Genomic DNA, 26,100 nt, shown 5'->3' with positions numbered 1-26,100 from the left:
AGATGCACACAAAGAAGCCCGAGACCTCACTGAGGTCCCGGGCTTTTTTTCGACCTTGAATCAACCTCAGTTGCTGCCGCTCATACCGGCTTTCAGTTTTTCCTCGATCGCCGACAGATTGAAGGATCCTGGGGTCTGGCTCGGAGGATACTCCTGCATCGTCTGCAGGAATTGAGCCGCCAACCCCTGGATCGGCACGATCACAAAAGCCCGGTCAAGCAACCAGTCGAAATAGATGTTGGCATTGTGCTGCGCTTTCTCGAACGGATCCCGGCGCAGGTTGAAGATCGCCGGAACACGGAGTTCGGTGAACGGTTCCTGCCAGACACCAAACGCCTGACCGCGGTTTTCCAGGAAGACGACCTTCCAGTCGTCGTACCGGGCTGCCACCACCTGACCATCGTCGTTGACGTACCAGAACTCATGGCGCGGCGACGCGTCACTCTCGCCCTTGAGATAGGCGTTCAGGTCGTAACCGTCGATGTAGTTGCGGTAAGTCCGTCCACCCAGCTCAACGCCATCGAGAAGCTGTTCCTTGATGTTCGGAGCACCAGCAATCGCGGCAAAGGTCGGCAGCCAGTCCTCGTGGGCAACGATGCCATTCAGCGTCACGTTCTCCTGGAAGACACCCGGCCAGCGAACGAAGGTCGGTACGCGGTAAGCACCTTCCCAGTTTGAGTTCTTCTCGCTGCGGAATGGCGTCGTACCGGCGTCCGGCCAGGTGTTGAAATGCGGGCCGTTGTCTGTCGAATACATCACCACCGTGTTGTCGGCGATGCCCAGTTCGTCGAGGAGGTCCAGAAGCTCACCGACATGCATGTCATGTTCGACCATGCCGTCGTGGTAGGTATCTCCGCTTGGACCGGCAATCCCCGTATGCTCCGATTTTACATGTGTGCGGAAATGCATGCGTGTTCCGTTCCACCAGACGAAGAAGGGAACGCCCTCCTCCACCGCTTCGCGGATGAAGCGCTTGGCTTCCGCCAGCGTCTCGTCGTCCACGGTTTCCATGCGTTTCTTTGTAAGAGGACCGGTGTCCTCGATCTTCTGTGTCCCGTCTGCATTGGCCCAGGTATGCAGGACACCGCGCGGACCGAATTGCTCGCGAAAGGTCTTGCCGTTTGCGAGGACCATGTCCCCCGGATAATCGCGGTTTTCCGGCTCTTCTTCCGCATTCAGGTGATAGAGGTTGCCGAAGAACTCATCGAAGCCGTGATTGGTCGGCAGATGTTCGTCCAGATCTCCCTGGTGGTTCTTGCCGAACTGGCCTGTCTTGTAGCCCTGCGCTTTCAGGATGGTTGCCATGGTGACATCGGTTTCCTGCCAGCCCTGCTCGGCGCCCGGCAGACCTACCTTTGTCATGCCGGTACGCACAGGCACGTTGCCGCCGATGAACGCAGCGCGCCCGGCCGTACAGCTTTGCTGGGCGTAATAGTCGGTAAAGGCGACGCCTTCCTGTGCAATCCGGTCGATATTCGGCGTGCGGTAGCCCATCATGCCACGATTGTTGTGGCTGATGTTCCAGGTACCGATATCATCCCCCCAAATGGCGAGTATATTCGGCTTCTGTGCTTCCTGCGCCAGAGTTGTCTGGGATGTTACGGCAAAAGCTGCTGCAAGTCCGAGGACCACCGCGCTCCAACGCGGTAAAATGCGAAAATGGCTCATGAAAACTCCCACCTGAATGGTTGCCTGGACCGCGCCTTATGATTGCAAGCATGGTCTTGCAACTTCCGGCAAGCAGTCTAAGGTTACCTTAGGTAAGTTTTTCGGTCTGACAAGGAATTTTCGATAATTTACAGAAAGTTCGGAACCCCCGAATGCGTTGTCAGCGCAACCGGGGCTGTTCAATCAATGGATGTGCAGAAAGAAAAGAGCGGTTTCCCGCACTCATTCCACCTTGTTCTTGTTTGCTCCGGGATTGTCCTCGGCAACCGTGGCCACACCGTCATCCCCTAGCAGAAAGACAGCCAATATCCTTGCCGGCCCTTCTCCGGTGTTTTCCCCCTGGTGGGTAACGTCCATCGCCTCCAGCAAGCCTTCACCCGCGCGGTAGACCTTTTTGCCGAATTCCTCGTAGGTGACGGTGATCTCACCCTCAAGAATATAGGCAAACAGCGGTGCATGATGCTGATGCCACTGGCTGACTTCGCCTGGCTCCATCGTGATTTCGATAGCCTTTACGGAGGGGTTCGACTGCGGAAAGGCAACCTGTTCTCCCGCTACAGTCTCATCCCCGGAAAAAACGTCGCGAACCGTGGCGTAGGGCGTCTTGGAAGCGGCTTCTTCTTCCTGCGCGGCCTTGGATCCCGGCTTGGCGTGCGGCTTGGAGGGTGCAGGTTTGCCATCAGGCGTAATCGACTTGTCTGCAGACAAGGCTGGCATCGCGCAAAGAGCGCCGCTCAGTACCACGATGAAAGCAAAGCTGGAAAGCTTCATGATAAGTCCCCGGTTTTTCATTTGCTTGAGTGACTTGGCCAGAACGACCGCCTGGCTAGCACCAAAATGTGCTTGCATTGTGCCTGACGTTTCAAGGCGCAACAACATTCTCACAATGACTTGAACAACTTATCACACACCAATCCGCATTCGGCCACCATCCACCTGCGAAGCAACGCAAATAGATTCAACGAAATACACGACAAGATTGCAAATCAATGTCGCAACTATAACTAAAACTTCCAATGTCTTTTTCTTCAATCATCAGGTTAAATACTAATTTAATTCGAAACTAATACCATCCCCACCTGCACTTCAGATACGTTGGGGCTCTCATGAGATTTGGTATTTCCCGCAAGCTGGCGCTGATATTCGGTGCTCTGGTTTTGATTTCCCTGTCGATGGGCTTCTTCTCCTACACCCTCATGAAAAGCGTCGCGCAGGAAGGCGAGCACCTTGGAGCGGAATTAGCGCCCCTGGGGGATGCCGCAATGGAGATAAAACTCACGGCAACGCATGCGCATTTGCTGTTTGAGGAGATCATGTCGGGCGACGATGGCGAGAGCATCGACGAAGTCTGGGGCCTGCTTGAAGAGACGCGGTTTTATGCCAACGCCATCCTCAACGGCGGAACCAACGAAGAAGGCGCCTTTTACCCGTCCCGCTCTCCAGAAGTCCGCAGCAAAATCGAAGACGTTCTGATCGCGGTCGATGAGTTTGTCGCCGCCGCAAAAGGCCGGTACGCTTCTCTGGCAGGCGATCAGGGTGTCGGCAGTTCGGCCGACGAGCAGTTCGACGCGCTTTATGACGATCTGGAACAGAAGATCGCAGCCATCGCCGCCCCCCTTGCAAACGATGCCCAGGCACAAGCTCTGGCCGGTGAAGCAAGATACAGTCTCGCCCACGGTCACTTGCTGGTCGCGGAGATTCTCGGCGGTGACGACGGCGAGGATTTTTCCGAAGCCATTGGAAGTTTCGAGAATGCCCGAAAGGCGCTTGAAGCCCACCCTGCCCTTCAGAAGAACAACGCAGTTCTTTCGCAAATCGGTGAGCTCATCGATCTAGCAAACCTCCGGCACCAGGCCACGCTTTCGACAGAGAAGGCAGGCTCTGGAGCAGATGTTGCGTTTGACGAAACCTTCGACCAATTCATCGCACTGGCAGATGACGCCGAAACGCTGATTCACGAGGAGATGGATGAGGGGTTGTCTTCTCTGCGCTCGACGGCCCAGACGTCCAATGCTCTGCAGATCGGTGGCACGCTGTTGCTCTCCCTGCTTGCCGTGGCCGCCTGGTTTTACTTCAGCCGTACAATCGGCCAGCGTGCCCGGCAGCTTTCTGAAAACGCCAATCTGCTTGCGTCCGGCCAACTGGATATCGATCCCCCCACCTGGAAAGCAGCGGATGAACTCGGCCAACTGCGCGATACGCTGAACATTTTCCAGGGTTCGCTGATCGAACAGCGGCAACTGGCGGATGAAGTCGACCGGCAACGGGAGATTCAAGCCGCGGACCGCAAGAAGCTGATGCACAGACTTGCCGAAGATTTCCGCGAAAGCACGGAGGCGGTTCTCGCAGCGCTCGACAATGCCACCGAAGGTTTGCAGGTCGCCGTGGACATGTCCACCAAGACCGCGGACGAATCCGGTTCCATCGTGCAATCGACCACGCACGCAGCCGACAATGCTTCTGGCAAGGTGGATACGGTTGCCGCAGCAGCCGAGGAACTGACAGCTTCCATCGCAGACATCAGCCGTCAGGTCGAAGCGACCGCATCCGTAGTGGCTTCTGCGACGGGCCAGGCCTCCGTAACCAACAGGAAGATTTCCAACCTGGCCGACGCAGCCGACAAGATCGGCGAAGTCGTGGTGCTCATCCAGGCGATTGCGGAACAGACAAACCTGCTCGCGCTCAATGCGACCATTGAGGCTGCCCGAGCCGGTGAAGCCGGCAAGGGCTTTGCAGTGGTCGCGGCGGAGGTCAAGGAGTTGGCCACACAGACATCGAAGGCGACCGAAGAGATCGGCGGACAGATCGCCGCCATTCAGTCGGAAACCAGAGAGGCCGTGCTTGCGATCGAGCAAATTTCAACGACCATGACCGACGTCGACACCCATACGACCACGATTTCCGCCGCAGTGGCGCAGCAGGGTGCGGCAACAACAGAGATTGCCGCAAACGCTCAGGAAACATCTTCGGAAACGAACATCGTGTCCCGGAACATGATGCAGATGCAGAAAGCCATACAGGCCCTGGTCAACTCTTCGAGTCAGTTGCGCGGATCTTCCGCGTCCGTTCAGGATCAGTCGGCAAATCTCCGGCAATCGCTGGACGACTTCCTCGCCCGTTTGGACGCCGCCTGATTAAGGCCGAAAGGTGCTGGCTTCACAAAAGGCCAGCACCAAAACCGTCCTATAACTCAAGCGTTTCGCCCGGCTTGGGAGACGCGACCTTGTCTTTCGCCTCCCCCATCTCCTTCAGGAATGTGTCTGCCGTCTGATCGATGATAGGAAACGAGCCGTAATGGCAGGGAATGATCGTATCGAAGTCGAAGAAACGGGTGCAGGCAAGTGCTGCCGACTTGCCGCCCATCGTGAACCTGTCGCCGATGGGAACAAGGCCGATCTTCGGCTGATAGATTTCGTTGATCAGGGCCATGTCGGAGAATATGTCGGTGTCTCCGAGGTGATAAAGGACCTTTTCACCGGGGGCCTCGACGATAACGCCATGAGGATTGCCGAGATAGATGGCCTCTTCGCCACCCTGGAAGGATGACGAGTGATCAGCGCGTGTCAGTGCGACACTGAACGGACCGACGTTCACCTTGCCGCCGGAATTCATCGGACTGATGTTCTCGATCCCCTGCCGGTTTGCCCACATGCAGATCTCGAAATTCGAGGTCAACTGTGCCCCGGTCTTTTTAAGGATATCGACGGCATCACCAATGTGATCGTTGTGACCGTGAGTCAGTATGAGATGCGTCACCCCTTCTGCGACCTGATCGACTGACAGATTTTCCGGGAACGACGGATTTCCGGAGAAGAACGGATCAAAGAGGATGGACGCGCCGTCAATCTCGATCTTGAAGGCAGAATGGCCATACCAGGTCAGTTTCATTGAGGTCTCCTAGTTGCGTCAGGTTGGGTCGGACCCTATCAGGGTCGGACAGCTCCCAACAAGCCGGTTGCGCGCACGATGACTTGCACCAGGCTGCGCGGTGGTCAGTACTTTTACCTATGCCACTGTGCAATTATGGCAACGTCCCATTTATTTCAGCAACCAGAGCTAGATCACACCCCGCATTCGCCCCACAATGACGCAGAGGTTTCTGTGCATCTGGGAGCATCGCCGATGTGGCAGCAAAAGAAACGCGTGTGGCGGAAGTTCACTTTTCCGGCCGCGCTGCTGTTGAGCAGTCTTTCGACGCCGGCCTTTGCCGCCAATTGCAAGAACGATGGCGGGCTGCTTTTTCTGGGTACCAACAAATCCGACGGCCGTTCGATCTGGATTTCCGGGACCGTTGCCGGGGATTACAGACTGGACGCCGCACAGGGCAATCAGACGGTCGACACCTGGTCCCGTGCCGGCAAAGGGCTGCATCTGTCCACTTCTCCAGTCGTTTCGAGCGGAAATGGCGGCACGCACAAGCTTTACAGCGTCGACGGCGGATCCGACTGCCTGATCGACACGCAGAATCAGAAACGCGATTTTCAGCTTCCGGACAACATCAAGCCGCCAAACCTTGTAACCCCGCCCATAGGCAGGCTGTTTCCGAATTTCGGGCGGCCAGTCCCTCCGATCGCAATCCTGCCCCCGAGTGGCGTGATGCCCGGCCTGCCGGGACCGATCTCACCACCTGGAAGTGGGGTCACCCCGCCGATAGGAACCTTACCTTCGCCAGGCGTTACGCCTCCGATCGGCACGCGGCCACCCGGTGGGTTCTCCCCAGGGCGCCCGGGCGCACCCGCACCGCCTATTGCGGTGGTGCCGCCGTCCGGCGTGTTGCCGGGTGCTCCCGGGGGCGTGACCCCGCCCATCGGAACACTTCCCCCCTCAGGTGGAGGTACAGGTGCGCCTGGAACGGTCACGCCCCCAATCGGCACCCTGCCGCCGGGCAGCCGCAACCCGGCTCAACCGAGCCTACCGGCCGGGTTCGTGCCTGTGAGGCGAGCCGATGGTCAGGTGATCAGCTATTGCATTGATCCACGGTCAGTCGAGGAAACACAGTCAGCCAACCAACAGGCGTTCTGCACCCGCGAACAGCTTCTGGAAGCCGAGCGCCTGCAGGCGCAGGATGAAGTTCCAATTACGCCGGGCCGGGACCTGATCGAACCGACACTCTGGAATGCCTGGAGTACGGTAACCGGCGTTTACAGTGACGATCGTCGCTTCGGCAGGGATTTTCAGACACTCAGCGGAACAGCGGCCTTGGGCGCGGACCGCAAGCTGACCGAAAATATTGTCGGAGGCCTTTCGGTGACCTTTGAAACCATCGATACCGACGGTTTCAATTCCAACTTGAAAATAGACACGCAAGGCTTCGAGATCGGCCCTTATGTCGCCGTGCGCCTTTCGCAGCACTGGGCGGTCGATGGCTCGCTCAGCTATGGTTTTTCAACCAGCCAATCGGACATTTCGGTGCTGAGCGGAGACTACAATACGCATGAACTTGGTGCGACTTTCAGCGTTCACGGTCAATATGCCTTGAGCGATATCCAGGTGCGTCCCAAGGCGACCGTGACCTTCAATCGCGTGTTTTCCGATGGGTACGATCTGAACGGAACGATCCTCAACCGGGCCGTCAGTGTTCCTATTTCAGGAAATGCCGCCTCTCTCGGCACAATCGAGCTTTCGACCGAATTCAGCCGGCAGTTCACCTTGCAGGACGGGCTTCTGATCCAACCCTACGTGGAAGCCGGCGCCGTCTATGAATACCTGCGGCCGAACGACGGCAAGATCCTCGATGACGAATTGAACTTTGTCACCGCCTCGGCGTGGAGCTTCACACTGCGCGGTGGAGCGACCGCCCTTCTTGCAGAGAACGTCACACTGGATGCCAAGGGAGGCTATCTCAGCCTTGGCCAGAACGGTCTGGACGTCTGGGAAGGGCAACTTCGTGTCGCTATCGGGTTCTGAGAGCAAATCGAACTGGCGTTTTCCATGGCTCACTGGTAAAGCCGCAAAATGGCAAATGACCCCGCACTTTCCCTGGAAGACTTCGTAGCCGCTGTGCCTGCTCGCACACGCCTGATCGGTCTGGATCTTGGCACCAAGACCATTGGTCTGGCACTTTCCGATCTCGGCCTTGGTATCGCGTCTCCCATGGAAACGATCCGCCGCAAGAAGTTCACCCTGGACGCGGAACAACTGCTTACCATTTGCGCCAAGCAGGGTGTTGGCGGCATCGTGCTCGGTCTGCCGCTGAACATGGATGGCAGCGAGGGGCCGCGCGCCCAGGCGACCCGCGCCTTTGTCCGCAATCTGTCGCAGAAGACAGACCTGCCGATCACCTACTGGGACGAGCGGCTGTCGACGGCGGCAGTAACGCGAACCCTGCTGGAAGCCGACACCAGCCGGGCGAAGCGGGCAGATGTGGTCGACAAGATGGCCGCCGCCTACATTCTGCAGGGCTTTCTGGACCGACTCGGCTTTATGGGATTAGATAACGGCTAATCCCACCACTGCCGGATACGGGCCATTGCCTTCAGGCCCGTCGAACGCGAAAGCCTAATACATGCTCACCACGCTTGCCGCCCTGATGCCGGTCATCCTCGTGATTGCCTCTGGCTACCTGATCGCCCGAACCGGACTGATCACCGGCGAGCAATGGCGCGGTGTCGAACGTCTTGCCTATTACGTTCTGTTCCCCGCCGTGCTGTTTCGCACGATCTCGCAAGCCGATTTTGCAAGCTTTCCGACGCTCAACATGGGCGGAGCTCTGCTCGGCTCCATCTTGTTCATGGCGCTGCTCCTGCTGCTGGCGAGAGCGCCCCTGGAACGGGTCTGGGGAATTGCCGCGCCGCGCTTTACCTCCATCTTTCAGGGCACCTTGCGCTGGAATGCCATGATCGCTCTTGCGATCGCCGATAATGTCGTCGGCGAAACGGGGCTGGCCATGCTGGCGGTCGCGATGGTGTTCATGATCCCCGTGCTCAACGTGGCCAGCATTCTGGTGCTGTCCCATTACGCCAGCCGGACGACCCCAAGCGCTACGAAGATCCTGAAAGACCTGTTCACCAATCCTTTCATCCTGTCGATTGGTGCAGGCGGCATCATGAATGTCAGCGGGCTCGCCCTGCCCTCCATGATCAACGACACACTGGAAATCTTTTCCAGGGCGGCTCTTCCCATCGGCATTATTTGCGTCGGTGCCGGGCTCGACCTCGGCTCGCTGCGCAGACCCGGACCGGCCCTCACCCTCGGCACGTTCTTGAGGCCGGTGTTCATGCCGCTGGTTGCCTTCGCGTTTGCCAGTTTCCTGGGTGTCACCGGCCCGGCGCTGATCGTTGTCGTCATTGCAAGCTCGGTACCCTGCGCAAGCAATTCTTACCTGCTGGCCCGTCAGATGGGCGGTGACGCCAAGCTGATGGCCGAAATCATCACGCTTCAGACCCTGGCCGCAACCCTGACTATCCCGCTCACGCTGCTGCTGGTCACCTGACTGAGGCGCTTTGACTGCAGAAGGCCGCGGAATTTGGCCGAAAAACAGTCGCTTAGGTCTCCCCGGCAGCATCACCGGGTGACGTTTTTCCGGGCTCTTCAGGCCACTGTGGCGCGCAGGCTAAAACTTTGTCCAGCCGATCAAATATTTAGCGTGTGTGTGGACAGCGGGTATGATGCGTTTTCCTGGCTTGTCGAAGGGGGCGTTCCCCCTTATAGGGATGATCTCGATGACCGCGAGCAACACCCATCGAGACAGCCCTTTCCCCCATCGTCATTTGCTGGGCATAGAGGGCCTTCACCCCCACGAAATTCTGGGCCTTCTGGACCGGGCGGAAGAAGCCGTCGAGGTTTCCCGCCAGATCAGCAAACGACGGCTGGTCCTGCAGGGCAGAACCCAGATCAACCTCTTTTTCGAAAATTCCACCCGCACCCAAAGTTCGTTTGAGCTGGCCGGAAAACGGCTCGGGGCGGATGTGATGAACATGGCAGTGTCCCAGTCCTCGGTGAAAAAGGGCGAGACGCTGATCGATACGGCAGCGACGCTGAACGCCATGCACCCGGACCTTCTTGTGGTCCGCCACCACGCAGCCGGTGCGGTGCACCTGCTGGCGCGCAAGGTTGGCTGCTCCGTGGTGAATGCCGGCGACGGCCCGCATGAGCACCCGACCCAGGCTCTGCTCGATGCCCTCACCATCCGGCGCCACAAGGGCAAGATCGCGCGGCTCACCGTCGCGATCTGTGGAGACATCGCCCATTCCCGTGTTGCCCGGTCCAATATCATTCTTCTGAACGCCCTTGGAGCACGCGTCCGCGTTGTCGCGCCCTCCACGCTTCTGCCGTCCGGCATTGCCAAGATGGGTGTCGAGGTTTTCACCAGCATGAAGGAAGGTCTGGCGGGGGCGGACATCGTCATGATGCTGCGCCTGCAGCGGGAGCGCATGAACGGTGCCTTCATTCCCTCCGTTCGGGAGTATTACCGCTACTACGGGCTGGATGCGGAAAAGCTCGCCTATGCCAAGGACGATGCCCTTGTCATGCACCCGGGGCCGATGAACCGCGGTGTCGAGATCGACGCTTCAGTTGCCGATGGCGCGCAAAGCCTTATTCGCGAACAGGTGGAAATGGGGGTTGCCGTGCGTATGGCCGTGCTGGAAGCCCTTGCCGCCAATCTGCCGAACAACTGATCCAGGGGACAAGAAACGTGGCCTACGACACACCCAAACCTCTGGTTCTTTCCAACGCCAGAGTGATCGACCCGGCACGCGGCCTGGATGCACCTGGATCGGTCATCATTGCGGACGGCACCATTCTCGCCGCCGGGCCGGAAGCCGCCAACCAGGGTTCGCCCTACGGCGCGGAAATCATCGACTGCAAGGGCGCGATTGCCTGTCCCGGCCTGATCGACTTCTGCGTCTCTGTCGGGGAACCAGGCGCCGAGCACCGCGAAACGCTGGCCAGCGCTTCCCAGGCTGCCGCCAGCGGCGGCGTGACGACAATCTGCATCATGCCAGACACGGACCCGGTCATCGACGATCCCGCGCTGGTCGACTTCATCCTGCGCCGGGCGCGCGACACGGCCATCGTCAACGTGCTGCCCCTGGCCGCCCTCACCAAGGGGCTCAAGGGCGAGGAAATGTCCGAGATCGGCCTGTTGCAGGAAGCGGGCGCCGTCGCCTTTACCAACGGCCACAGATCGGTCAAGAACGCCCAGGTCATGCGCCGGATGATGACCTATGCCCGCGACTTCGACGCGCTGGTCATCCATCACACGGAAGATCCGGATCTCGCCGGCGGCGTCATGAACGCCGGCCTCAACGCAAGCTGGAAAGGCCTTTCCGGTGTGCCGCGCGAAGCGGAAATCATCATGCTGGAGCGGGACCTGCGCCTTGTTGCCATGTCCAAGGGCAAGTATCACGCAAACCTGATATCCACCTCCGACAGCGCCGACGTCATCCGCGCCGGCAAGGCGAAAGGGCTGGACATCACGGCCGGGGTGTCGATCAACCACCTCACCCACAATGAAAACGACATCGGCGCCTACCGGACGTTCTTCAAGATGGCTCCACCGCTGCGCGACGAGGATGACCGGCAGGCGATGATTGCGGCGGTGGCCGACGGCACCATAGACATCATCTGTTCCAACCATGACCCGCAGGACGTGGAAACCAAGCGTCACCCCTGGGCGGAAGCGGAAGACGGTGCCATTGGCCTGGAAACCCTGCTGGCGGCCGCGTTGCGGCTCTACCATTCCGAACAGGTCGACCTGGTCACCCTGCTCGGCGCCATGACCTGCCGCCCGGCGGATCGTTTGGGACTTGAAACCGGACGTCTCTCCAAGGGGGCACCGGCGGATGTGACCGTGTTCGATCCGGAACGTCCGTGGGTTCTGGAAAAGAGTGCCATCAAATCGCGCTCGAAGAATTCTCCCTTTGAGGACGCCCGCTTTTCCGGACGGGTGCTTCGAACGGTTGTCGGCGGCAAGACGGTTTTCAACTACGCATAGGCAAGTCTTTGTTTGCGTTCGTCCAATTATCCTGTTCGCGCCACAATTCTCCCTGAACGTGGCGCGAACGGAATTTCGAACGGAACACGCAGATGCGTCTGATTGCCCTCGTCTTTCTGATACCCACGCTGTTTACCGGCAGCGCCTCGGCGTCAGACCTCTACCTGAAATACAAGCTCTATGCCCTGGGACTGCCCATCGGCTCCGGCGTCCTGTCTCTGGATGTCGACGGCAAATCCTATAACGTCAGCGCCAATGGCCAGACTGCAGCCTTTGGACGGCTCGTGTCAGATGGCAAAGGCACCGTCGAAGTGGCTGGAACCGCCCGGGAACTCGATCTGGAGCCGGCCCGCTATGATCTTGACCTGAAAAGCGAAGACGAGACCGGGACCGTGTCCATGCGAATGCGCAAAGGGTCTGTCGACGATGTCGCGGTTCAGCCGCCGCAGGACCGGATGAAAGAGCGGATCAAGGTAACGGCAGCACATCTGAAGGGCGTTCTTGATCCGCTGACAGCCGCCGTTCTGCCCGCGCCGCAAGGCTTGGCCAGGGAAAGCTGCAACAGAACCTTGCGGATCTTCGACGGCAAGGAACGCTACGACGTGCACCTGCTTTACAAATCCCGCAAGGCCACCAGAACGTCGGACGGGCGGTTCAAGGGCGATGTTCTTGTCTGCAGCGTCCGCTATGAGCCCATTTCGGGGCACAGGCCGAAGCGCAAGTCGATCCAGCAGCTCGCGGCCAACAAGTCCATGGAAGTCTGGCTCGCACCGGTTGGCGACAAGCCGTATCTGGTACCGCTCAGAGCCAGCATCTCTCTTCCGTTCGGGTCGCTGCTGGTGGAGGCGGAAAAATACAAGCTGTCGGAATAGAACTCGCGCTATTTCCCTGCAAAGACACTCTTTTCACTGCTGGCGGGCTTGATCCGGGCCGCCATGCCGTTACATTGCGGTGGCTATTAATTATGCACGTCATTGGAGTATCGCGTGCCAGAACCGATCAGCTGGGCACTTGCCTGGCCCTACTATCTCGGCGCCCTCGCCTTCGGCTATCTGCTCGGTTCGATACCCTTCGGCCTGCTGTTCACACGCATGGCCGGGCTTGGCGATATCCGCAATATCGGCTCGGGCAATATCGGCACCACCAACGTGCTGCGCACCGGGCGCAAGTCGCTGGCCGCCGCGACGTTGCTAGGTGACGGTCTGAAGGGCACGGTTGCCGTTCTTATCGTCAATCATTTTTACGGCCAGGAAATGGCCCTGATCGCAGGCCTTGGCGCGTTCCTCGGGCACCTCTTTCCCGTCTGGCTGAAGTTCAAGGGCGGCAAGGGTGTTGCGACCTATCTCGGCATTCTGCTTGGCCTGTTCTGGCCTATGTTCCTGCTGGCCGCAGGCATCTGGATCGGCATGGCCTTCCTGTTCCGCTACTCCTCCCTGTCGGCACTGACGGCAACCTTGCTGACCCCGATCATCCTCTATTTCGTGTTCCATCAGGCGCAGATCGCACAAATGTTCGTATTGCTGTCGGTCCTGCTGTGGGCCAAGCATCATGAGAACATCGGCAGGCTTCTGCGCGGCGAAGAAAGCAAGATCGGCGCGAAATCGAAACCGTCGGCTGAGGCTTCTGCCGCGACCGGTGACGAAAGCGCGTGAACCCCATCTCTGACAATCGACCGACCGCCCTCTCCGAAGCGGAGCGCCTGGCCTGGCTCCGGCTGATCCGTTCGGAAAACGTCGGCCCGGTCACATTCTCCGAACTTCTCAAACACGCAGGCACTGCCCAAAGAGCACTTGAGCTGCTTCCCGATCTTGCCAGACGCGGCGGCAAGACGGGACGCATTTGTTCCGTTGAAGATGCTGAAGCCGAGCTGGACGCTCACAGACGGACCGGTGCCCGGCTCGTCGGGCTCAACGAACCCGACTATCCACAGCACCTGCGGCACATCGATGGACCGCCACCGCTCCTGTCCGTCAAGGGTGGCCCATCCGCGCTGACCCGCGAGCGCATGATGGCCATCGTCGGCTCTCGTAACGCTTCGCTCTCGGGTAGAAAACTCGCCGCACGGTTTGCGCATGGCCTTGGCGCCGAGGGCTTTTCCATCGTCTCCGGCCTTGCCCGCGGGATCGATGCCGCCGCCCATGAAGCCGCCTTGCAAACCGGGACCATTGCCGTCTTCGCCGGAGGCATCAATGTGCTCTATCCGCCGGAGCACGACCGATTGCTCGCGGCAGTTCTTGAAACAGGCGGCGCCGTCATCAGCGAAATGCCCTTGGGCTGGAAACCCCGCAGCCGGGATTTTCCAAGGCGCAACCGGCTGATTTCGGGCCTCTCATTGGGCGTCATCGTCATTGAAGCGGCAAAGGCCTCCGGCTCGCTTCATACCGCTCGTTATGCACTTGAACAGAACAGGGACATCTTCGCGGTGCCCGGTTCTCCTCTCGATCCGCGCTCTGAAGGTGCGAACGGGCTGATCCGGCAGGGCGCCACGCTTGTCTCGACCACCGACGATGTTCTGGAAGGCCTCGACGGCCGGCTGGCACCCACCCTGCCCTTCGGCAGACAATTCCGTGAAGACAGCGAAACCACGCCGCTGAGCCCATCCGACCCGGACGAAAAATTGCGCGAGCGCGTGCTGGCCGCGCTGGGACCCACGCCGGTGGATATGGACGAATTGATCCGCTTTGCAGACGGCGACGCACGGTCAGTTCACGTCGTCCTTCTGGAACTCGAACTTGCCGGACGGCTGGAAAGACATCGCGGCAACAAAATCTCCGCTTTGATGTAAAGGTCCGAATTTCCTTGAATCTCAGTGGATAACCCGTATCTGGACCGAACCGCTTGACCCGGAAGGATCAAAGGTCCATTTGACAGGCGGCGCTTGATCCTTGATCGTCTGCGCCACTGAATTAGCACTCAGATCACCTTCTCCACCGGACGGGGGCTCCGTATCCGGCAAAAATTATTTGGGTAAGAATGAACGTCGTCATTGTGGAATCGCCGGCGAAAGCCAAGACGATCAACAAATATCTCGGTTCCGATTATACGGTTCTGGCTTCCTACGGCCATGTGCGAGATCTCCCGGCCAAGGATGGCTCGGTGCTGCCGGACGACAATTTCGCCATGAGCTGGCAAGTGGATGCGAAAGCACAGAAGCGGCTCAGCGAAATCGCAAGTGCGGTCAAGGATGCCGACCGCCTCATTCTCGCGACTGACCCCGACCGCGAAGGGGAAGCGATTTCGTGGCACGTTCTGGAAGTGCTGCAGAAAAAGAAGGTGCTGAAGGACAAGCAGGTCGAGCGCGTGGTTTTCAACGCGATCACCAAGAAAGCGATCCTGGAGGCGATGGACAATCCGCGCCAGCTCGATACACCGCTGGTCGATGCCTATCTCGCCCGCCGGGCCCTTGATTACCTCGTCGGCTTCACCCTCTCTCCCGTCCTGTGGCGCAAGCTGCCAGGTGCTCGTTCCGCAGGCCGCGTCCAGTCGGTCGCCCTACGGCTGATCTGCGACCGGGAAATGGAGATCGAAACCTTCAAGCCGCAGGAATACTGGTCGATCTTCGCCAACATGAAGACACCGACCGGGGACATGTTCCAGGCTGGTGTGACCGGGTTCGATGGCAAGAAGATCGGCCGTCTCGACATCAACAACGAGGCGGAAGCCGCCGCGATCAAGACCATGCTGGAAAGCGCCAGCTTCAAGGTCGATAGTGTCGCGTCAAAGCCCGCGAAGCGCAATCCGGCAGCTCCATTCACCACCTCTACCTTGCAGCAGGAAGCCTCGCGCAAGCTCGGATTTTCCGCCTCGCGCACCATGCAGGTGGCGCAGAAGCTTTATGAGGGGATTGCCATCGGCGGCGAGACCTCCGGTCTCATCACCTATATGCGTACCGATGGCGTTCAGATTGCCGGAGAAGCAATCGAGGCTGCCCGCTCCGTCATCGCCAAGGATTTCGGCGACAAATACGTTCCTGAAAAACCACGCGTCTATACCTCCAAGGCAAAGAACGCCCAGGAAGCGCACGAAGCGATCCGGCCGACGGACCTTTCGCGCCATCCGAAGGATGTCGCCCGGTTCCTGGATCCGGATCAGGCCAAGCTTTACGAGCTGATCTGGAAACGGACCATGGCGTCTCAGATGGAATCGGCGGTGCTGGAACGCACCACCATCGAGATCCTTGCCGACGGCTCCGGAAAGCGTGCCAATCTGCGGGCCACAGGCTCCGTTGTCCGGTTCGACGGTTTCCTTGCGCTTTACCAGGAAGGTCGCGACGACGAGGAAGACGAAAACTCCAAGCGTCTGCCGGCCGTCGATGAAGGCGCTGCCCTGACGGCAGCCTCGATCGATGGAACTGCAAAGGCAATCGAAGCCTCGCAGCATTTCACGACCCCGCCGCCGCGCTACACCGAAGCCAGCCTCGTCAAGAAAATGGAAGAGCTCGGCATCGGCCGGCCGTCCACCTACGCCTCGACGCTGCAGACGTTGCGCGACCGCGACTACGTCGAGCTCGACAAGAAGCAGCTTGTCCCGATGGACAAGGGCCGCATCGTTACCGCGTTCCTGGAAAGCTTCTTCCATAGGTACGTGGAGTTCGATTTCACCGCGAGCCTGGAAGAACAACTCGACAAGATTTCCGCCGGCGAGCTTTCCTGGCTCGACGTGCTGCGCGATTTCTGGACCGGCTTTTCCGGTGCTGTCGACGAGATCAAGGACCTGCGCGTTGCCCATGTTATCGACGCCCTGAACGAGCTGCTCGGTCCGCATATCTTCCCGCCGAAGGAAGACGGTTCCGATCCGCGCAAGTGTCCGTCTTGCGACAGCGGCCAGCTTTCCCTGAAGGTCAGCCGTTGGGGCGCTTTCATCGGTTGCTCCAATTACCCGGAATGCGGCTTCACGCGGCAGCTCGGCAAGCCGAGCGGTGAGGACGGCGAAGGTGACGATGGCCCGAAGGTTCTCGGCACCGATCCGGAAACCGGTCTTGATGTTTCCCTGCGCAAAGGCCGCTTCGGCCCTTACGTTCAGTTGGGCGAAGAAGCCAAGCCGAAACGCGCGTCCCTGCCCCGTGGCTGGTCCGCGCCGGACATGGACCTTGAGAAGGCTCTGCAGCTTCTGTCACTGCCACGCGAAGTCGGCCCGCACCCGGAAGACGGCAAGATGATCACGGCCGGGATCGGCCGCTACGGGCCGTTCGTGCTGCACGAAGGTACCTATGCGAACCTTTCCACAGCGGACGAGGTTTTCTCCGTCGGCATCAACCGTGCGGTTGATGCGCTGGCGCAGAAACGTGCCAAGGGCGGTGGCCGTGGCGGCGCGGCCGCAACGCCGCTGAAGGAACTTGGCGAGCATCCGTCCGAAGGCGGCCCGATCAATGTCTACGACGGTCGCTACGGGCCTTATGTCAAGCACGGCAAGATCAACGCCACGCTGCCGAAGGACACCGACCCCAAGGCCGTGACGATGGAACAGGCACTGGAGTTGATCGCGGCGAAGTCCTCCAAGGGCGGCACCAAGAAGAAAGCGGCTGCGAAGAAACCGGCAACCAAAAAGACGGCCACCAAGAAGACGACGGCGAAGTCATCCGCGAAGGCCAAGGTTGATGCGTCGTCCGACGAGGTGCCCTGGGATGATGCGAGTTGAGCGCAAAACGAATTAACACGCGCAAGCACACCAATCGAAAACACGCCAAGGTTCCGGGTGAAATGCCCTCTCGCGAGGATATTCTCGCGTTTGTTGCCGATAACCCGGGACGTGCGGGCAAGCGCGAGATTGCCCGCCATTTCGGCATTATCGGCGGCGCCCGCATCCATCTGAAAAAGATGCTGAAGGACCTGACCGACGACGGCCTCATGGAAAAGCGCAACAAGCGCATGATCCGTCCGGGCGACCTGCCGCCGGTATTTGTGGCCAACCTGATCGCGCGCGACAAGGACGGCGAGCTGATCGCAACCCCGGTCGACTGGGACGAGGAGGCCGGTACCCCGCCGAAAATTCTTGTCCTGACCGGTAAGACAAAGGCAACGCAACCCGGCCTCGGTGACCGGGCACTCGTTCGCCTGACCGAAGCCGAAGGCAGCCCCGAAGCAGATCACGTTGCCCGCGTCATCCGGGTTCTGGAAAAGCGTCAGGGGGCAATTCTCGGCATTCTGCGGAAGCGCGACGGCAGCCGCCCGCACTATCTCGAGCCGATTGACCGCAAGCAGCGGGAACTCGACATCGATCCGCGCGAGCTGAAAGACGCGGAAGACGGTGATCTTGTCAGCGTTCAGGTGACGCGCTCCGGCCGCTACGGCCATCCCGTCGCGTCCGTCGTCGAGCGCTTCGGCTCGATGAATTCGGAAAAGGCTGTATCGGAAATAGCGCTGCAGTCGCACGGTATTCCGCATGTCTTCCCGGCGGCCGTCGAAGCGCAGGCCGAGAGCGCAAAGCCCGTCGAGAAACTCGGCAAGCGCGAGGACTGGCGGCAGGTGCCGCTGATCACCATCGACCCGCCCGACGCAAAAGACCACGATGATGCCGTCTTCGCCGAAGCGGACGACGACCCTGCCAACGAAGGCGGTTACATCTGCTACGTGGCCATCGCGGACGTCGCTTATTACGTCACCCCCGGATCGCCCATGGACCGGGAAGCGAACCTGCGCGGCAACTCGGTCTATTTTCCTGACCGGGTCATCCCGATGCTGCCGGAGCGCATTTCCAACCAGCTCTGCTCGCTGAGAGAAAAGGAAGACAAACCGGCGCTTGGCGTGCGGATGATCTTCGACAAGACCGGGCGCAAGACCGGGCACAGCTTCCACCGGGTGCTGATGCGTTCTGCGGCAAAACTCTCCTATCTGCAGGCCCAGAAGGCAATTGGCGGCACGACGGACGAGAAGACCGAAACCCTGCTCGACGGCGTCCTGAAGCCCCTCTGGGGGGCTTATGAAGTGCTGAAGAAGGGACGCGAGGCGCGCGAACCGCTGGAACTGGATCTGCCGGAACGCAAGATCAAGCTGAAACCGGACGGGACTGTCGATCATGTCTATGTGCCGGAGCGTCTCGACGCTCACAAGCTGATCGAAGAATTCATGATCCAGGCGAACGTGGCCGCCGCCGAAACGCTGGAGCGGAAGAAAACACCCCTGCTCTACCGCATCCATGATGCCTCGACGCCGGAAAAGCTGGAAAGCCTGAAAGACTTCCTGTCGACGCTCAACATAAAGCTGCCCTCTTCCGGAGGGCTGCGCCCGTCCTCCTTCAACGGCATTCTGGCCAAGGTGAAGGACACGCCCCAGGCCAACCTCGTCAACGAGGTGGTGTTGCGCAGCCAGGCCCAGGCAGAATACGCCCCGCAGAACATCGGCCATTTCGGGCTGAACCTGAGGCGTTATGCGCATTTCACCTCACCGATCCGCCGGTATGCCGATCTTATCGTTCACCGTGGGCTGATATCCGCACTCGGCCTCGGCAACGACGGCCTGCCGGAAGGCATCGAGACGAAGCTGGAGGCCATCGGCGCCGAGATCTCGGCCGCAGAACGGCGGGCCATGCTTGCCGAACGCGACACCATCGACCGTCTGATCGCCCTTTGGATGAGCGACCAGATCGGCGCGACCTTCCAGGGCAGAATTGCCGGGGTCGTCAAGTCCGGCATGTTCGTTCGCCTGTCTGACTCTGGGGCAGACGGCTTTGTGCCGGCCTCCACCATCGGCCTTGATTATTACCGCTATGACGAAGGGTCGCATGCTCTGATAGGTGACAAAACCGGCGAGACCTACCAACTTGGCGATCAGGTTGAGGTCCGGCTGGTGGAAGCAGCCCCCTTTGCCGGTGCGTTGACATTCGAACTGCAAAGCCACGGTACCATTGCCGGCAAACGCATCCGGAAAGCCGCACCCAAGGTGCGGCGCGGGCCGCCCAAGGGCGGACGCGGCAAGACCTCACCGAAGAAACAGGGTCGAAGGAGGTCTTCGTGACGGTCCGCTATGAACTGCACGACAAACTGGAAAAGCCGGAAACGGTTTCCGAAAAGCCGCGGCGCAACGTTTTGCAGGCCATGCTGCGCGGTGCGCGCAACCGGTGCATGAACTGCGGTGAAGGCAAATTGTTCGATGGCTTCCTTCAGCCTCACTATGCCTGCTCTGTCTGCGGTGAGGAGTTCCATCATCACCGGGCAGACGACGCCCCGCCCTATTTCACGATCACCATTGTCGGTCATATCATCGTCCCCGGCCTTCTGGCCGTGGAAGTGTTGTGGCACCCCGCGCTGTGGATCCACATGTCCCTCTGGGTACCGCTGACGCTGATCCTGTCGCTGTCGCTGCTGCGACCGATCAAGGGAGCGCTGATCGGTCTGCAGTGGGCGCTCTACATGCATGGTTTTGACCCGGACGCGGAAGACGACACGCCTCCCATCCCGGTGCCTTCCGAAAGGATCACATGAACGGTTCGTTCGAAAAGCAACTGGCGAAAGACGAAAAAGCCGGAAATTACCCCTATATCCGTCCCAAAGATGCCGCGACGCTGCTCATTCTGGACCGTGACGACCAGGGCTCGGTCAAGCTTCTGATGGGTCGGCGCCACATGCGCCATGCCTTCATGCCGGGCAAGTTCGTGTTCCCGGGAGGGCGGGTGGATGTCGCCGATTCCCGTATCACCGACGTGCTTCCCTATCATCCGGATGTCGAAGCCAAGCTGACACGCGACCTGAAGAACGCCAAATCGGCTGCGCGTGTTCGTGCGCTGGCACTGGCGGCCATTCGGGAAACCTATGAAGAGGCCGGCCTGTTCATCGGCCGTCCGGCGCAGGGCAGTGGTCTTCGCCTCGGCACCGGCTTCGAGGCTTTTGCCGAGCGTGGCATACAGCCGGACCTGGGCGGCCTGCGCATGATTGCGAGGGCCATCACCCCACCGCAACGCCCGCGGCGCTTCGACACCCGTTTTCTGGCCGTCTGGGCCGATGCTATTGCCGACAGGTTGCCCACTGGCACAGGGCCGTCCGGGGAACTGGAAGATTGCGCCTGGCTGACGTTTGAAGAAGCACGGCAGAAAGACATGCCGATGATCACAAACAAGATCCTGACGGATCTGGAAAACAGGCTGGAGAAAGACCCAGACCTTTCTCCTGCAACTCCTGTCCCCTATTATTTCTTCCGCAAGGGCGGCTTCGTGAAGCAGGAGCTTTAAGGCCACCTGCGATCGACGCATCGCCGGGCTTACGGCGCACGAAGGCTTATTTCGAGAGATGCCCTTCCTGATTTCGCTTTCCGGCTTGCCCGGCGTCGGCAAGTCGACCATCGCCAAGACACTTTGCCAGCGCCTGCCCGCGTTTCTCCTGCGCGTCGATTCCGTTGAGACTGCGCTGAAGCGCAGCGCCTTGAACGTTCATGCTCCCGAAGATGCCGGATATCTCGCTCTTGCAGCGATCGCTGCCGGAAATCTGGAACTTGGCCACAACGTCGTTGCCGACACGGTCAATCCGGTGGCCGAGTCCCGGCAACTGTGGGCGGACACCGCGAAGTCTGCCGGGGCAGCACTGTTGAATGTCGAAATCATCTGTTCGGATGAGCATGAACACAGAAATCGCGTCGAAAGCAGGACCTCTGAGATCGATGGGCAGACCCTGCCCCGGTGGTTTGAGGTTCAAAAACATGCCTACGAACAGTGGACAGAACCCCGTCTTCAGTTGGACAGCTTCAGTCTGACTGTGGATCAATCGGTCGATGCGATAATGAAGGCTCTGACAGCCCTGCGGCAGAATGGCTGAGATGGCCTGAAAAGGCGGCCGGACCTAAGCAAGTGCTTGACTTTCGCGCTGCGATGAGTAGGTTGCGCGCTGATTTCAGACATTGGGGCAGATTCATCGCCAGCCATCTGGCCGCAAGAACTCTTTGCCCGACAACAGAGAACAGGATCCAAGGCCATGGCCAAGGCGACAACAATCAAGATCAAGCTCCTCTCCACGGCTGACACCGGCTTCTTCTATGTCACCAAGAAGAACTCCCGTACGATGACCGAGAAGATGGTCAAAAAGAAATACGACCCGATTGCAAAGAAGCACGTCGAGTTCAAGGAAACTAAGATCAAGTAAGATCCGGTTTCAGACGACCTTTCAAGAACCCGCCGGAAACGGCGGGTTTTTTGATGTCTGACAGAAAGAATTGCTGGAGTTTTACCGAGTCAATTGAGCGTCGCGACACATGCCTGGCAAAGTCAGGCCTGGCGATGGAAAGGCACGACGAAGCAGTTTCAGCATTGCTGCTGACGCTGCTTCTCTTGTTTTCACCAGAAAAATTAGTGGTCGGCGGGAACACGGCATTCGAGGAGGCCACTCATCGGCCGGTTCCCTGCCGACCTGCCCCACGGACCCAGGAGATGCGGCGGACCTGAGCACTCCGAGGGGAAACTGTCTTGCCTGTTTTGACGCAACAGCGTTCTTAACCACGTCATAGAGGCGATCAGGGAAAACCCTGACCTGCGGGTCACCCTACCTGAATGTTGCCTGATTGCAATATATTCCGCAAAATATGCACAGAAACAATGCCGTTTTAGTAAATCCGTAACCTTAATATGAAGAGCGCGTGAACACGAGGATTTGCGATTCGCGCGGTATATCCGCGGGCGGCAGAGCCATTCAACCGTGAAACCTTGCTGAAACCTTTGCCGGTTGCAGCCCCTCGCCGGGCAGCCCGTTATGCTTCGCCAAGATATGCGCGTACTGTTTCCAGGAACTTTGCGACAGAGATCGGCTTGGAAATATAGGCTTCGCAGCCGCCCTGACGGATACGCTCCTCGTCACCCTTCATGGCGAAAGCCGTCACCGCGATAACCGGGATGGACGCAATGTCCTCGTCTTCCTTGATCCACTTGGTGACCTCAAGCCCGGAAACTTCCGGAAGCTGAATATCCATCAGGATGAGATCGGGATGATGCTCACGGGCCAACTGCAACGCTTCGATGCCGGTCCGGGTCTGCAATGTATTATAGCCGTGCGCTTCGAGCAGATCATGAAACAGCTTCATGTTCAGCTCGTTGTCTTCGACGATCAACACGGATTTTGCCATATGTCCGGCCCTTTACCCGGCCACTTGCCGGTCCCATTTTATCTTCGCAGCACGTTTTAGTCCGCGGTAGAACCCTTCCCCGGTCCGCATTAAATTTCTTCTAACCCGGAATCGTTTCAGAAAGGCAAAAAAACACAATGAAAAATATACAGAGTAAGTCATTGTCCGTTGAAGAAGCACAAGGAATTGCCACTGAAGCCCTTCTGCAGCTCAGCCGGGACCCCGAACAGATCGGCAGGTTTCTGGCTTTTTCCGGGATTGGGCCGGAAATGATTCGAGAAGCGGCGGGTGAACCGGGCTTTCTGGCCGGGGTGCTCGAGTTCTACATGATGGACGAGGCGCTGCTGCTTGCCTTTTGTGAAAACGCCGGAATACGGCCGACAATGATGGCGGCCGCACGCTACGCGATCGCCGGTGGAGACGAAGATTATGCCTGAGCCGACGCAGGTACTGCCCGAGGTTCTGAGCCAGATCCAGGCACTGCCGGTATCAAGCCGTCCCTTGATCGTCTGCGATGTCGATGAAGTGATCCTGCATCTGATCGCGCATCTGGAAAACTACCTTCATGCGCGCGAACTGGCTTTCCTGAAATACGAATACAGACTGACCGGCAACATCGGCCGGCGGGATAACCGGCAGCCACTGTCGTCCGATGACGTTCGCAGGCTTCTGCTCGAGTTCTTCGACGAGGTCAGCCATTCTCAGGACATGGTGCCCGGCGCGGGCGACGCTCTCAATGCACTGGCGGACGACTGGGACGTGATCCTGCTGACAAATCTGCCCGGTGGTCACAACAAACCCGCACGGGAAAAGCTGCTGGCCGGCCTTGGCATTTCCTTCCCCTTGTTGACGAATTCGGGGCCCAAGGGCGGTGCTGTGGCAGCCCTGTCCCGCGGCCGTCCGGAGCCGGTCGTCTTCATTGACGACAGTCCGACAAATCATGCGTCCGTGCACGCGACACTGCCGTCTGCTGTCCAGATCCAGTTCATCGCCGATGCCAGGTTTCTGAACGCGACCGAAAAGGCCGGCCATATCGACCTTCTGAGCGGCGATTGGCAGGAGACGGCCGCCTTTATCGGCGCTATTCTGCAAGGCTCGAGCCGAAACCACCAGAACGGCTGATTGCCCGTCCGCACCGCAGCCGATTGCTAGCATCGTGTCCCAAACCGCTCCGCCCTTACGTGCCCTTTGCCGAGACTGCGGTGCCCGCCCTGCCCCGTCGGCCGCGCGGTGCCCTCGTTGCGGCAGCCCGAGGCTGGCCAGGCACCCGGAGCTCGACACGCTGGCCATTGCCCATATCGATTGCGACGCCTTTTACGCCTCGATTGAAAAGCGCGATAATCCGGAGCTTCAGGACCAGCCTGTCATCGTGGGTGGCGGCCAGCGCGGAGTGGTGTCCACATGCTGCTATATTGCCCGCATCTATGGTGTGCGGTCCGCAATGCCCATGTTCAAGGCGCTCGAGGCTTGTCCGCAGGCGATCGTGATCAAGCCCGACATGGCGAAATACGCAAGCGTGGGAAAAGAGATCCGCGAACGTATGCGGGCGCTCACGCCACTTGTGGAGCCCCTGTCCATCGATGAAGCCTTTCTCGACCTGACGGGGACCGAACGTCTGCACAAGAAGTCGCCCGCTGAAACCCTCGCCGGCTTCATACGCGACTTGGAAACCGACATCGGCATATCGGCGTCCGTCGGCCTTGCCCCCAACAAGTTTCTGGCAAAACTTGCCTCCGATCTGGAAAAACCGCGTGGCTTTTCCATCATTGGCGCTGCAGAAGCTGAAGAGGTTCTGGCCACCATGCCGGTGGGTCGTATCTGGGGTGTTGGCAAGGTGTTCCAGAAGAAACTGGAGAAGGACGGCATCCGGACCATCGGCCAGCTTCAGGAAATGGATGCAACGGATCTCGCCCGCAGGTATGGCAGCATCGGGTTGCGTCTTGCCCGCCTGTCCCACGGTGACGACAGCCGGGAGGTCACGCCCGAGCGCGGCGCGAAAAGCGTTTCTGCGGAAACCACGTTTTTTACCGACATCTCAAACGTCGACACCCTGCGCCCTATCCTCAGAAACCTTGCGGAAAAGGTGTCAGCCCGGCTGAAGAAAGCCGAACTCTCAGGACGTGGTGTCACCCTGAAACTGAAAACCGCAGACTTCAAGACGATCACCCGTGCCCGGCATTTTTCCGATCCGACCCAACTGGCCGACAAGATCTATGCCGCTGGCGAAAGCCTTCTTCAGATCGAAGCCGATGGCCGCCGGTTCCGGCTTATCGGCATTGGCGTCAGCGATCTGGAAAATGCGGATCGGGCCGATCCCAGAGACCTGCTCGACCAGGCAGCGGAACGGCGGAAGAGTGCGGAACTGGCCGTGGACCGCCTGAGGGACAAATTCGGCAACTCGGCGGTGGAACTCGGCCTCACGCACGCGGCACGCGCAGCGAAGGAAGCCAAAAAGAATGGCGAGCCGTAATCGGCCCGCCATCGGTGATGTTTTGAACGGATAGCCAGTCCCGGTTACTGCTGCGGACATTCGGTCTCGTCGAAAAGCTCCAGGGACGCCATCTTGCCGTGAATGGTGAAATCACCGTAGTCGAGCTTCAGGTGACCGCTGATACCATTCTCATAGAGCCAGAAAGAAAGCTGGTAGACCGGCAAAAGCTCTCCGCTTGCGTCTTCGGCAGTGGGATCGAAATAGGCAACGGTGACAGGCCAGTAGCTTTTGCCCGACAGTGGAGCGTCGACATGGTCGGCGTCGGTCGTTGCATCGTTGACAGCCTTGGCACCGATCACCGTCGTTGTGGCGTAAACCTTCTCTCCGGTTTCAGCGCCATCATAGATATCGGCCGCAACAAAATGCACACCCGCTTCGGCAGCCTTCAGGATCGTCAGAAGATGTTCCGTCGGAAACAGTACTTCCCGGCCGATCTCCAGCGACTTTTCCGAAGGTTCCTTCAATTCGACGGTGCGTACTTTCTTGCCATTGCGCGCGGTCCCGCGAGTTGCCTCAACCAGCTTCTGGTCGACAAAGGTCTTGGACAGGAACTGGTAGCTTTCGGCACGAGGCTCTTCGAACGAGGTGGTCTGCAGATCTGTGATCTGGGACCCGCCATCTGTGTCCTGGAACTCGGTGACAAATCGGAAATTGACGCTGTATCCCTCACAGGCGCTTCCGGAGAAATCATAGACCATGCGCCCGCTCAGACCGGCAATTCCGGCTTGCTCCTCGCTGTCTCCCAGGTTCATGTCGTAAACGGCACGATGGGGCACGAGCTTAAAACCGGCAGCGCCGCTCGCGTTGGCGCCGGTCGTGCCAGGCACCGCATAAGCGGTGACGGCAAGAACGATCGCACCAACGGTCGTGGACACTGACTTCGGAACGCATTGCATCAAAAAAACCTCATTCTTGTCCGGGTGGAAACGCTACCTGGACCGGTTCCACACATTATGCGGCAAACT

24 protein-coding genes are annotated in these 26,100 nt (G+C 59.2%); 18 read left to right on the top strand and 6 right to left on the bottom strand.

The genetic code is table 11. The features are described from left to right. Positions 1–66: 66 nt before the first annotated feature. Both SIAM614_RS12515 and SIAM614_RS12510 read right to left on the bottom strand, forming a co-directional pair. Positions 67–1,668, bottom strand: a complete 1,602-nt coding sequence (locus SIAM614_RS12515; RefSeq protein ID WP_081455239.1) for an arylsulfatase — start codon at positions 1,666–1,668, stop codon at positions 67–69. A 222-nt stretch (positions 1,669–1,890) separates the two neighbouring features. Continuing rightward, entirely contained in the window at positions 1,891–2,439 is a 549-nt protein-coding gene (locus SIAM614_RS12510) for a cupin domain-containing protein (RefSeq protein ID WP_040440117.1), read from the bottom strand. A gap of 335 nt (positions 2,440–2,774) precedes the next feature. On the opposite strand from SIAM614_RS12510, the gene SIAM614_RS30545 reads away from it, so the two are divergent. Beyond that, positions 2,775–4,802 carry a methyl-accepting chemotaxis protein gene (locus SIAM614_RS30545; protein ID WP_006934940.1) on the top strand — a complete coding sequence of 676 codons (2,028 nt, stop codon included), beginning with the start codon at positions 2,775–2,777 and terminating at the stop codon, positions 4,800–4,802. A 49-nt stretch (positions 4,803–4,851) separates the two neighbouring features. Here the strand turns inward: SIAM614_RS30545 and SIAM614_RS12500 are convergent, their stop codons facing one another. Continuing rightward, positions 4,852–5,556 (bottom strand): metal-dependent hydrolase, encoded by a 705-nt coding sequence (locus SIAM614_RS12500; RefSeq protein WP_006934939.1) that lies wholly within the window; start codon positions 5,554–5,556, stop codon positions 4,852–4,854. Between the two features lie 234 nt (positions 5,557–5,790). Between SIAM614_RS12500 and SIAM614_RS12495 the strand changes: the two genes are divergently transcribed. The 14 genes from SIAM614_RS12495 (at position 5,791) to rpmG (ending at position 21,671) form a co-directional block, all read left to right on the top strand. Beyond that, entirely contained in the window at positions 5,791–7,575 is a 1,785-nt protein-coding gene (locus tag SIAM614_RS12495; protein ID WP_006934937.1) for an autotransporter outer membrane beta-barrel domain-containing protein, read from the top strand. Between the two features lie 48 nt (positions 7,576–7,623). Beyond that, positions 7,624–8,112, top strand: coding sequence for a Holliday junction resolvase RuvX (gene ruvX, locus SIAM614_RS12490; RefSeq protein ID WP_006934936.1), 489 nt, complete (start codon positions 7,624–7,626; stop codon positions 8,110–8,112). A 61-nt stretch (positions 8,113–8,173) separates the two neighbouring features. Further along, positions 8,174–9,100: an AEC family transporter gene (locus tag SIAM614_RS12485; RefSeq protein ID WP_006934934.1), complete on the top strand. Its 927-nt coding sequence runs from the start codon at positions 8,174–8,176 to the stop codon at positions 9,098–9,100. Between the two features lie 229 nt (positions 9,101–9,329). Beyond that, positions 9,330–10,286 carry an aspartate carbamoyltransferase catalytic subunit gene (locus SIAM614_RS12480; protein ID WP_081455246.1) on the top strand — a complete coding sequence of 319 codons (957 nt, stop codon included), beginning with the start codon at positions 9,330–9,332 and terminating at the stop codon, positions 10,284–10,286. A gap of 17 nt (positions 10,287–10,303) precedes the next feature. Beyond that, the gene (locus SIAM614_RS12475; RefSeq protein ID WP_006934930.1) at positions 10,304–11,605 is read left to right on the top strand and encodes a dihydroorotase; all 1,302 of its coding nucleotides are present in this window, start codon (positions 10,304–10,306) and stop codon (positions 11,603–11,605) included. A gap of 92 nt (positions 11,606–11,697) precedes the next feature. Beyond that, entirely contained in the window at positions 11,698–12,477 is a 780-nt protein-coding gene (locus tag SIAM614_RS12470; protein ID WP_006934928.1) for a DUF3108 domain-containing protein, read from the top strand. Positions 12,478–12,591: 114 nt separating this feature from the next. Next, entirely contained in the window at positions 12,592–13,257 is a 666-nt protein-coding gene (gene plsY / locus SIAM614_RS12465; protein WP_006934926.1) for a glycerol-3-phosphate 1-O-acyltransferase PlsY, read from the top strand. Then, positions 13,254–14,390 (top strand): DNA-processing protein DprA, encoded by a 1,137-nt coding sequence (gene dprA / locus SIAM614_RS12460; protein ID WP_006934925.1) that lies wholly within the window; start codon positions 13,254–13,256, stop codon positions 14,388–14,390. The genes plsY and dprA overlap by 4 nt, the downstream gene beginning before the upstream one ends. Before the next feature lie 188 nt (positions 14,391–14,578). Continuing rightward, complete coding sequence (topA, locus tag SIAM614_RS12455) at positions 14,579–17,242, top strand: type I DNA topoisomerase (protein ID WP_006934918.1); 2,664 nt, start codon at positions 14,579–14,581, stop codon at positions 17,240–17,242. Between the two features lie 62 nt (positions 17,243–17,304). After that, complete coding sequence (gene rnr / locus SIAM614_RS12450; RefSeq protein ID WP_006934917.1) at positions 17,305–19,557, top strand: ribonuclease R; 2,253 nt, start codon at positions 17,305–17,307, stop codon at positions 19,555–19,557. Then, positions 19,554–20,024, top strand: coding sequence for a DUF983 domain-containing protein (locus tag SIAM614_RS12445; protein ID WP_006934916.1), 471 nt, complete (start codon positions 19,554–19,556; stop codon positions 20,022–20,024). The genes rnr and SIAM614_RS12445 overlap by 4 nt, the downstream gene beginning before the upstream one ends. After that, on the top strand, positions 20,021–20,767 hold the full coding sequence (locus SIAM614_RS12440) for an NUDIX hydrolase (protein ID WP_006934915.1): 747 nt from the start codon (positions 20,021–20,023) through the stop codon (positions 20,765–20,767). Before SIAM614_RS12445 ends, SIAM614_RS12440 begins: the two co-directional genes overlap by 4 nt. A gap of 58 nt (positions 20,768–20,825) precedes the next feature. After that, a complete protein-coding gene (locus tag SIAM614_RS12435) occupies positions 20,826–21,347 on the top strand; it encodes an AAA family ATPase (RefSeq protein WP_006934914.1) in 522 nt (173 codons plus the stop codon). A gap of 156 nt (positions 21,348–21,503) precedes the next feature. After that, positions 21,504–21,671: a 50S ribosomal protein L33 gene (gene rpmG, locus SIAM614_RS12430; RefSeq protein ID WP_006934913.1), complete on the top strand. Its 168-nt coding sequence runs from the start codon at positions 21,504–21,506 to the stop codon at positions 21,669–21,671. Here the strand turns inward: rpmG and SIAM614_RS32740 are convergent. Both SIAM614_RS32740 and SIAM614_RS12425 read right to left on the bottom strand, forming a co-directional pair. Beyond that, positions 21,664–21,912 carry a hypothetical protein gene (locus SIAM614_RS32740; protein WP_157139825.1) on the bottom strand — a complete coding sequence of 83 codons (249 nt, stop codon included), beginning with the start codon at positions 21,910–21,912 and terminating at the stop codon, positions 21,664–21,666. The genes rpmG and SIAM614_RS32740 overlap by 8 nt on opposite strands. A gap of 360 nt (positions 21,913–22,272) precedes the next feature. Then, on the bottom strand, positions 22,273–22,644 hold the full coding sequence (locus SIAM614_RS12425) for a response regulator (protein ID WP_006934912.1): 372 nt from the start codon (positions 22,642–22,644) through the stop codon (positions 22,273–22,275). Between the two features lie 161 nt (positions 22,645–22,805). On the opposite strand from SIAM614_RS12425, the gene SIAM614_RS12420 reads away from it, so the two are divergent. The 3 genes from SIAM614_RS12420 to SIAM614_RS12410 are packed head-to-tail and all read left to right on the top strand — an operon-like array spanning position 22,806 to position 25,114. Beyond that, entirely contained in the window at positions 22,806–23,081 is a 276-nt protein-coding gene (locus SIAM614_RS12420) for a DUF3572 domain-containing protein (RefSeq protein WP_006934911.1), read from the top strand. After that, entirely contained in the window at positions 23,074–23,766 is a 693-nt protein-coding gene (locus SIAM614_RS12415) for an HAD family hydrolase (RefSeq protein WP_006934910.1), read from the top strand. Before SIAM614_RS12420 ends, SIAM614_RS12415 begins: the two co-directional genes overlap by 8 nt. A 31-nt stretch (positions 23,767–23,797) precedes the next feature. Next, positions 23,798–25,114 carry a DNA polymerase IV gene (locus SIAM614_RS12410; protein WP_081455238.1) on the top strand — a complete coding sequence of 439 codons (1,317 nt, stop codon included), beginning with the start codon at positions 23,798–23,800 and terminating at the stop codon, positions 25,112–25,114. Between the two features lie 44 nt (positions 25,115–25,158). On the opposite strand, the gene SIAM614_RS12405 is transcribed toward SIAM614_RS12410, so the two are convergent. Further along, positions 25,159–26,031 (bottom strand): cell envelope integrity EipB family protein, encoded by an 873-nt coding sequence (locus SIAM614_RS12405; RefSeq protein WP_040440047.1) that lies wholly within the window; start codon positions 26,029–26,031, stop codon positions 25,159–25,161. Positions 26,032–26,100: the final 69 nt, after the last annotated feature.

This window comes from Roseibium aggregatum IAM 12614 (genome assembly GCF_000168975.1).
Lineage (GTDB): Bacteria > Pseudomonadota > Alphaproteobacteria > Rhizobiales > Stappiaceae > Roseibium > Roseibium aggregatum.
This window is presented reverse-complemented; position numbering and strand designations above follow the sequence as displayed.